Here is an 8763-nt window from a genome sequence, read left to right as displayed (position 1 = left end):
CCCGACCCGTTGGTGACCCGCCCCGCGCGGGCGTCCAGGCACCCACACCCCAAGGAGCACCACGATGCCCAGCCCGACGGCCGGCCCCGACGGCCCGTCCGAGCCGCCCGCGACGGCGCAGCCCCTCACCTTCCCGGCGTCGTACGCCCAGGAACGGATGTGGTTCTTCTACCGGCTCGACGCGCGCAACGCCTTCTACAACGTCCCGCTGCTGCTGCGGCTGACCGGGGGCGCCCCGGACACCGGGGCGCTCGCCCGGGCGCTGGGCGACCTGGTGGACCGGCACGAGACGCTGCGCACCACCTTCGCCGACTCCGCCGAGGGTCTGCTCCAGGTGGTCGCCGACGGGCTGGAGCTGCCGCTGGCCACCGTCGACCTGACGGGCGTCGTCGCCGCCGGGGCGGACCTCGCCGCGGACCAGGAGCTGCGCGAGCGGCTGCTCGCGGAGGTCCGGCACCCGTTCGACCTGGAGCGGGGCCCGCTGCTGCGGCCCGTCCTGTTCCGTCTCGGGCCGGCCGACCACCTGCTGCTGGTCTGCGTGCACCACATCGTCATCGACGGCGTCTCGGCGGGCGTGTTCGTCCGCGAGTTCGCCGAGGCCTACCGGGCCAGGGCCGCGGGCAGCGCGCCCGGCTGGCCCGCGCTGGAGATCCAGTACGGGGACTTCGCCGAATGGCAGCGCGAGCACCTGGCCGGCGAACCGCTCGCCGAAGGGCTCGCCTACTGGAGCGAACGCCTGGCCGGGGACCTGCCGGTGCTGCGGCTGCCCGCCGACCGGCCCCGGCCCGCCGAGCGCTCCTTCGCCGGCGACCGGCTGGACTTCGTTCTCCCGCCGGACCTCGCCGACGCCGTCAAACGGCTCGCCCGCGATCAGGGCGCCACCCTCTACATGGTGCTGCTGGCCGCGTTCGCCGCCCTGCTGCACCGCACCACGGGGCAGGACGACATCCTGGTCGGCACCCCCTCGGCCAACCGGGACAACGCCCAACTCGACCCGCTCATCGGTATGTTCGTCAACACCCTGCCGCTGCGCGTGGACGCCTCGGGCGATCCGGCCTTCGCCGCGCTGGTCCACCGGGTGCGGGAGGTGAGCCTCGGCGCCTTCGCCCACCAGCACATCCCGCTGGAGAAGATCGTCGAGGAGATCGCCCCGCAGCGCGACCCGGGCGGCAACCCGCTCTTCCAGGTCGTCTTCGCGCTGCAGAACTTCGACCGCCCGGAGATCGGGCTGCCGGGCCTGACCGTCACCCCGGCCACCGTCGCCGACTGGACCTGCCGGTTCGACCAGGAACTGCACCTGTGGGAGCAGGACGGCACCCTGCGCGGCACCCTCGTCTTCGCCACCGACCTGTTCGACCGCCGCACCGCCCGGCACGCCACCGAGCGGCTGCGGCTGCTGCTGGAGGCCGTGACCGCCGATCCGGGCCTGCCGCTGTCCCGGCTGCCGCTGGCCGAGGACGCCGCCGACCCCGTGGGCTTCGTGGGCGTCACCGCCGCCGTGCCCGGCTACGACCGGGACGCCACCGTCACCGGGCGGTTCGCCGCCCGGGTGGCGGCCACCCCCGCGGCGACCGCGCTGCGCACCGGCCCGGCCGCCCTCACCTACCGGGACGCCGACGCCCGCGCCGACCGGCTGGCCCGGCGCCTGCGCGCGCGGGGCGTGACGCCCGGGAGCCGGGTCGCGCTCTGCTGCGGCCCCGGGGCCGACGGCGCCCTCGCGCTGCTCGCGGTCGTGCGGGCCGGGGCGGTCGGCGTCCCGCTCGACCCCGCCGACCCGCCGCAGCGGCTGACCGCCCTGCTCCGGCGGTCCGGCGCCGCCTTCGTCCTCACCGACGCGCCGCCCGGGACGGCCGGCGCGCTCGCCGCCCGCCCGGCGGCCGACGGCCCGGCACCCGTGGTCCTCGACCTCGCCGCCCTGGCCGGCCCCGACGCCCTGGACGCGGCCGCCCCGGCCGCCGACGCCCCGGCCGCGGACGACGCGCCCGTGCCGCTCACCGGGCGGCACCCGGCCGTCCTGCTCTGCGCCGAGGAACCGCCGGTCGCCGTCGACCACGCCGAACTCGTCCACCAGATCGACCAGTTGGCTGCCGCCGCCGGGCTCACCGCCGCCGACACCGTCCGGCGGTGGGCACCGCCCGGCACCGCCCGGTCGGTCTGGGAGACCCTGCTGCCGCTGCTCCACGGCGCCGCCCTGGCCGTCCCGGCGGGGGAAACCGAGGACGACGGGGCGAGCGTCGCCCTCGCCGTCGACCGCGACCTCGCCCGGCTCGCCGCGCAGCCCCTGCCCACCACCCTGCGCGCGGTGGTCCACACCGGCCGGGCGCTGACGCCCGACCAGACCGCCCGGTACCACGACGCGCTCGGCGCCGTCCTGCGCCCGACCCACACCACGGCCGCGACCGGCCCGCTCGCCGTCGCCGACCCCGGCCGCCCCGGCGCCCTGCGCCCCGTCCGCCCGCTGCGCGTCCTGGACGGGTACGGCCGGCCGGCGCCGCTCGGCGTGTCCGGCGCCGTCCACCTCGCCCCGGCCGCCGACGCCCCGCTCCCCGCCGGGCCGGCCGCCGCCGGCACGCCGACCGGCGACCTCGGCCGGCTCACCGAGGACGGCGACCTGGAGACCACCACCCGCACCCCGGGCCTGGCCCAGGTGGGCGACCACACCCTCCGGCTCGCCGCGCTCGCCCGGCGGATCAGGGAGCTGGAGCCCGTCCGCGACTGCGCCCTGGCCGTCCGCCACAGCACCGCGGGCGTCGCCGAACTGGTCGCCTACGTGGTGCCCACCCGCGACATCGGCGAGGAGCGGATCGTCCGCGCCGCGACCGGGGAACTGCCCGCGGCCCTGCCGCTCACCGCCGCCGTCCTGGTCTCCGACCTGCCGCGGACCCCGGGCGGCGCGCTCGACGAGGCGGCGCTGGCCCGGATCCCCGTCCTCGACGACGACCTGCTGGCCCGCTGGGAGGACCGCTGGCTGACCACCGCCGGCCGCGACCGGGCCGCCGTCTCGCGCGTCGCCCACCGGCCGTCCGGCGGTCCCGCCCGGCGCGTCCGCCCGCCCGGGCCCGCCCGGCCCCCGGTCCGCGCCGCCGACCAGGCCACCCCGGACCTCGCCACCCCGGAGCCGACCACCCCCGACCGGGCCGCCCCGCCCTCGCTCAGCACCGGCGCCCCGCTGCGGCCCTACCCCGAGTCCACGCTCGGCGCCGTGCTCCGGCGCGTCGCCGGGGCCGCGCAGCCGTCCGGCCTGGAGTACCTCCGCCCCGACGGCACCACCGAGCGGCAGAGCTACCCCGAACTCCTCGACGAGGCCTCCCGGGTGATGGGCGCCCTGCGCGCCACCGGACTCCGGCCGGGCGACCGGGTGCTGCTCCAGCTCGCCGACAACCGGCACTTCGTCACCGGCTTCTGGGCCTGCGTGCTGGGCGGCTTCGTCGCCGTCCCGCTCGCCACGCCCCCGGCCGACCAGCCGGACGGCGCGGTCGCCACCCGGGCCGCCCACGCCTGGCGCTCCCTCGGCGAACCGCTCACCCTCACCGACCGCGCCCACGGCGCCACGCTCCCGGCCGACCGCCGCCGGGCCGTCATCGAGGACCTGCGCACCGGCCCGGCCGACGACGCGCCGCACCGGGCCCGCCCCGACGACCTGATCCTGCTGATGCTCACCTCCGGCAGCACCGGCACCCCCAAGGCCGTCCGGCTCTGCCACGACAACGTGCTCACCCACGCCGCCGCCTCCCGCCAGGCGCACGGACTCGGCCCCGCCGACACCGCCTTCAACTGGATGCCGCTGGACCACGTCGGCGGCGTGGTCATGTTCCACCTGGCCTTCCTGGCCGCCGGCGCCGCCCAGATCCACGCGCCCACCGCCTGGGTGCTCGCCGACCCGCTGCGCTGGATCGAGGCGCTGCACACCCGGCGGGCCACCGCGACCTGGGCCCCCAACTTCGCGTTCGGCCTGGTCAACGACCAGGCCGAACGGATCGCGGGGGAGCGGTGGGACCTCTCCGCGCTGCGCCTGGCGCTCAACGGCGGTGAGGCCGTGGTCGACCGGGTCGCCCGGCGCTTCGTCCGCCTGCTGGCCCCGCACGGCCTGCCCGCCGGGGCGATGCACCCGGTCTGGGGGATGTCCGAGACCTCCTCCGGAGAGGTCTCGGCCCCGCTCTCCGCGACGGCCGGGGCGACGGACGCCCCGACCGAGGTCGGCCGCCCCTACCCCGGCTTCGCGGTCCGGATCACCGACGACACCGACACCGTCGTCCCGGAGGGGACCGTCGGCCACCTCCAGGTCAGCGGCCCGGCCGTCACCCGCGGCTACGACGCCGACCCCGGGCAGAACCGCGAGGCGTTCACCGCCGACGGCTGGTTCCGCACCGGCGACCTCGCCCTGCTCAGGGACGGCGCGCTCACCCTCACCGGCCGGGCCAAGGACGTCGTCATCATCGGCGGCGTCAACCACCCCAGCCACGAGCTGGAGGCGATCGTCGAGGAACTCGACGACGTCCAGAGCTCGTTCACGGCCGCCTGCGCGGTGCGCGCCGAGGGCCGCGACAGCGACGAACTCGCGCTCTTCTACGTCCTCGCGCCCGGCGCCGACCCGGACGCCGCCGCCCGCCGCATCCGCGAGAAGGTGCTGCGCGAGGGCGGGGTCAACCCCGCCCACCTCGTCCCGCTGGACCGCGCGGACATCCCCAAGACGGAGATCGGCAAGATCCAGCGGACCAGGCTGCGCGCCCGCTTCGAGGCGGGGGAGTTCGCCACGACGGCCCTCGGCGACACCCTGCCGAACTGGTTCTTCCAGCCCGTCTGGCAGCCCGCCGCCCTCGTCCACCCGGCCGGGCCCGGGGCGGCCCGCCCCGGCGGACACACCCTGCTGGTCGCGGACGAGGCGGGGCCGGGCGAACGGCTCGCCGCCGCCCTGCGCGCCGAGGGCCACGACACCACCCTCGTCCGGCGCGCCCCGGCCGCCGGCCCCGGCCCGGCCGACGCCCCGCTGGCCCCGCTCGACGCCACCGACCGCGCCCAGTGGGACGCCCTCCTGGACGCGATGCCGCCGCTCGGCCGGGTGGTCCACCTGACCACCGGCGCCCCCGACGACGGCCCCGGCGCCGACGGCGTCGAGGAGATCGCCCAGCTCGCGACGGCGCTCGCCGCCCGGCCCGACCGCTACGGCCCCGAACGGCCGGTGGCGCTGTACGTCGTCGCCGCCGACAGCGGGCGCGTCCTGGCCACCGACACCCCGGCCGCGCGCCGCGCCCCCGCCGTCGCCCTGGCGAAGAGCCTCGGCCAGGAACTGCCCTGGCTGCACACCCGGCACATCGACCTCGGCAGCCGTACGGCGCTCACCGCCCCCGGCCCGGACCAGGCGCTCCTCGCCCACCTCGTCGCCGAACTCGCCGCCCCCGCCGGGGACACCGAGGTCGCGCTGCGCCCCGGGCGGGGCCGCGCCCCCGCCCGCTGGGCGCGCCGGCTGCGGCGGCTGCCCGGCGGCGACCTCAAGGCCCCGGCCGCCCCGGTCTTCCGCGACGGCGGGCTCTACGTGATCAGCGGCGGCCTCGGCGGGGTCGCGGTCGAGGCCGCCCGCCACCTGCTCGCCGCCCACCCGGTCCGGCTGCTGCTGCTCGGCCGCACCCCGCTGCCGGCCCCCGCCGACCAGGACCGCCACCTCGCCGAGGGCGGCGAGCTCGCCCGCCGCCTCGCCGCCCACCGCGAGCTGAGCGCCGCCGGCGACATCGCCTACGCCGCCGTCGACATCACCGACGCCGACGCCGTCCGGGCCGTCGTCCGCACCGCCGAGCGCGCCTGGGACACCGAACTGGCGGGCGTGCTCCACCTGGCCGGGCACTTCGCCGAACGGCCGGTGACGGGGGAGACCCCCGAACAGCGCGCCGCCGTCCTGGCCCCGAAGATCCTCGGCGGCTGGGCCCTGCACCAACTGGTCGCCGACCGGCCCGGCGCGCTCTTCCTCTCCTTCTCCTCCGTCAACGGCCACTTCGGCGGCGCCGGGGTCGGCAGCTACGCGGCGGCCAACGCCTACCTCGACGCCCTCGCCGCCCACCAGCGCGACAACTGCGGCATCGACGGCCGCAGCCTGGCCTGGAGCATGTGGGACGAGCGCGGCATGAGCCGGGGCTACGCGATGCGCGAGCTGACCGAGGCCCGCGGCTACCGCATCCTCGGCGTCCGCGAGGCCCTGCGCTCGCTCGACACGGCCCTGTGCCACGACACCCCGCAGGTGCTGATCGGCCTCGACCCCGACGCGCCGTGGATCCGCGCCCAGACCCTCGCCCCGGTCCACCCGCTGCGCACCCCGGCCGCCCACGTCGAGACCGGACCCGCCCCGGCCGCGGGCGCCGCCCCGGACCCCGGCGGCGAACTCCCGGACCGCTACGGCACCCCCGTCGGCTGTGCCGCGCTGCCCGTCGCCGAACTGCCCAGGACCGCGGACGGCGCCATCGACCGCGACCGGCTCGCCCGCACCGGCCCGAGCCCGGACGCCGAGGACGGACCGGACCGGCCGGCCACCGCGACCGAACGCACCGTTGCCGGCATCTGGCGCGACCTGCTCCAGCACGACCGGATCGGCCTGCGCGACAACTTCTTCGAACTCGGCGGCCACTCCATCCTCGCCACCCAGATGCTCGGCCGGCTGCGCACCGCCCTGGGCGTCGACCTGACGGTGGCCGCGCTGTTCCGGAGCCCCACCGTCGAGGGCCTGGCCGCCCAGGCCGACGGGGCGGGCCCGGACGGCGGCGCCGACCCGGTGGCGGGCGGCATGCTCGACGTCCTGCTGCCGCTGCGCCCGGCCGGCTCGGGCACGCCGCTGTTCTGCGTCCACCCCGGCGCCGGGGTCGGCTGGCCGTACGCCGCCCTGCTCGGCGGCCTCGACCCGGACCGCCCGGTCTACGGCATCCAGGCCCGGGGCCTGCTGCCCGGCGAGCGGCCGGCCGGCTCGGTGCGGGAGATGGCCGACGACTACCTCCGGCAGATCAGGATCGTCCACCCGTACGGCCCGTTCCATCTGCTCGGCTGGTCCTTCGGCGGTCTGGTCGCCCACGAGATGGCCGTCCGGCTGCGGGCGGCGGGCGAGCCGACCGGGCTGCTGGCGATGCTCGACTGCCTCCCGATGGGCGCGCTGCCCGGACGGCCCCCGCTGCCCGCCGCCGAGGAGCTCGAACGCGTCCTGCTGGGCATCCTGCTCGCCTCCTCCGGCGCGGCCCGCCCGGCCGGCCCGGACGGCGGCCCGGACGACGCCCCGCCGGACCGGGCCGGGGTACTGGCCGTCCTCCAGCGCGAGGACAGCACGCTGCGCGGGCTGGACGACCGGGCGGTCTCGGCGCTGCTCGCCGTCATGGCCAACGACACCGCGCTCGGCTACGCCTTCGTGCCCGGCCACTACGACGGGGACGCGCTGTTCTTCCACGCCTCCGAGGGCACCGTCGGCGCCGGCCCGGAGACCGGGCCGTCCGCCCGGGCCTGGCGCCCGTACGTGGCCGGGCGGATCAGGGACCACGCCGTCGCGGGCGCGCACGGCGACATGCTGCGGCCCGAGGCGGCCGCCGACATCGCCCACCTCATCGAGACCGAACTGAAGGGAACACACCGGTGACGAACCCGTTCGAGGACCAGTCGGCCGACTACCTGGTGCTGGTCAACCAGGAGAACCAGCACTCGCTCTGGCCCGCCGCGCTCGCCGTGCCGGCCGGCTGGCGGACCGCGCACGGCCCGGCGGACCGCGCCGCCTGCGTCGCCCACGTCAACGAGCACTGGCTGGACCTGCGCCCGGCCGCGCCGGCCGGACCGCGATGAGGCGGCCCGACCCCGCCGGACCGGACTCGCCCACCGGGCGGGCCCGGTCCGGGCCGGACGCCGTCGACCCGGGCGCCGCCGGGCCCGCGGCCGAGCTGCTCCGGGTCCGCCGCCCGGCCGCACCGGAGCTGCGGCTGTTCGTGCTGCACCACGCCGGCGGCTCCCACGTGGGCTACCGGCCCTGGGCCCCGCTGCTGCCCCCGGAGTGGGAGGTGTGCCTGGTCGAGGCGCCGGGGCGGATCGGCCGGTCCGGGCCGCCCTGCCGCACGGCCGACGAGCTCGCCGGGGCGCTGCTGCGCGGGCTGTCCGGCGAACTCGACCGCCCGTACGCGCTGTTCGGCCACAGCATGGGCGCCATCGCCGCCTACGAGCTGACCCACGCGCTGCACCGGCGCGGGCTGCCGCTGCCCGAGTGGCTCGGCCTCTCCGGGCTCGCGGCGCCCGAGCACCACCCCCGGCGGGTCTCCGGCTTCGACCTCTCCGACGACGACCAGCTGCGGTCCGCCGTCGAGGCGATGGGCGGCACCCCGCGCGCGATCCTGGACGACCCGGAGTTCTGGCCGCTGCTGGCCCCCGTCCTGCGGGCCGACTTCGGACTCGTCGAGTGCTGGCGCCCGGACCTGGACCGGGAGCCGCTGCCCGTCCCGCTGGCGGTGTACGGCGGCGAACGGGACGAGGTCACCCCGCCGGGCCTGCTGCCCGGCTGGGCGGCCCGGACGACGCGCTTCCTGGGGACCAGGCTGCTGCCCGGCGCGCACTTCTACTTCCAGCCGGCCCCGACCCCGCTGCTGCGGCTGGTGGTCGAGGACGTCAGGGCCGCCCGCTGAGCCTGCGCGCCGAGTGCACGGCAAGGGGCCCCGTCGTCCTTGGGTTCAAGGGGTCGTCGCAACACCACTTGGTTTTAGGTGGTGAGTAGATCACGTAGACGCTCGGCTGGGGTATTCCAGCCGAGCGTCTTGC

Annotated in this window: 3 protein-coding genes; all 3 read left to right on the top strand. The window is 78.1% G+C overall.

The features are described from left to right. Nucleotides 1-64 precede the first annotated feature (64 nt). Genes AB0P06_RS14555 through AB0P06_RS14545 form a run of 3 tightly spaced genes read left to right on the top strand, consistent with a single transcriptional unit; the run spans nt 65 to nt 8630 of the window. Entirely contained in the window at nt 65-7603 is a 7539-nt protein-coding gene (locus AB0P06_RS14555; RefSeq protein ID WP_363607600.1) for a condensation domain-containing protein, read from the top strand. Further along, the gene (locus tag AB0P06_RS14550) at nt 7600-7803 is read left to right on the top strand and encodes an MbtH family protein (protein WP_363607599.1); all 204 of its coding nucleotides are present in this window, start codon (nt 7600-7602) and stop codon (nt 7801-7803) included. The genes AB0P06_RS14555 and AB0P06_RS14550 overlap by 4 nt, the downstream gene beginning before the upstream one ends. Continuing rightward, nucleotides 7800-8630, top strand: coding sequence for an alpha/beta fold hydrolase (locus AB0P06_RS14545; RefSeq protein WP_363607598.1), 831 nt, complete (start codon nt 7800-7802; stop codon nt 8628-8630). Before AB0P06_RS14550 ends, AB0P06_RS14545 begins: the two co-directional genes overlap by 4 nt. Nucleotides 8631-8763 lie beyond the last annotated feature (133 nt).

Source organism: Kitasatospora sp. NPDC088351 (genome assembly GCF_040685575.1).
GTDB lineage: Bacteria > Actinomycetota > Actinomycetes > Streptomycetales > Streptomycetaceae > Kitasatospora.
Note: the sequence above shows the minus strand (reverse complement) of the source record. Positions and strands in the feature narration are given on the sequence as shown.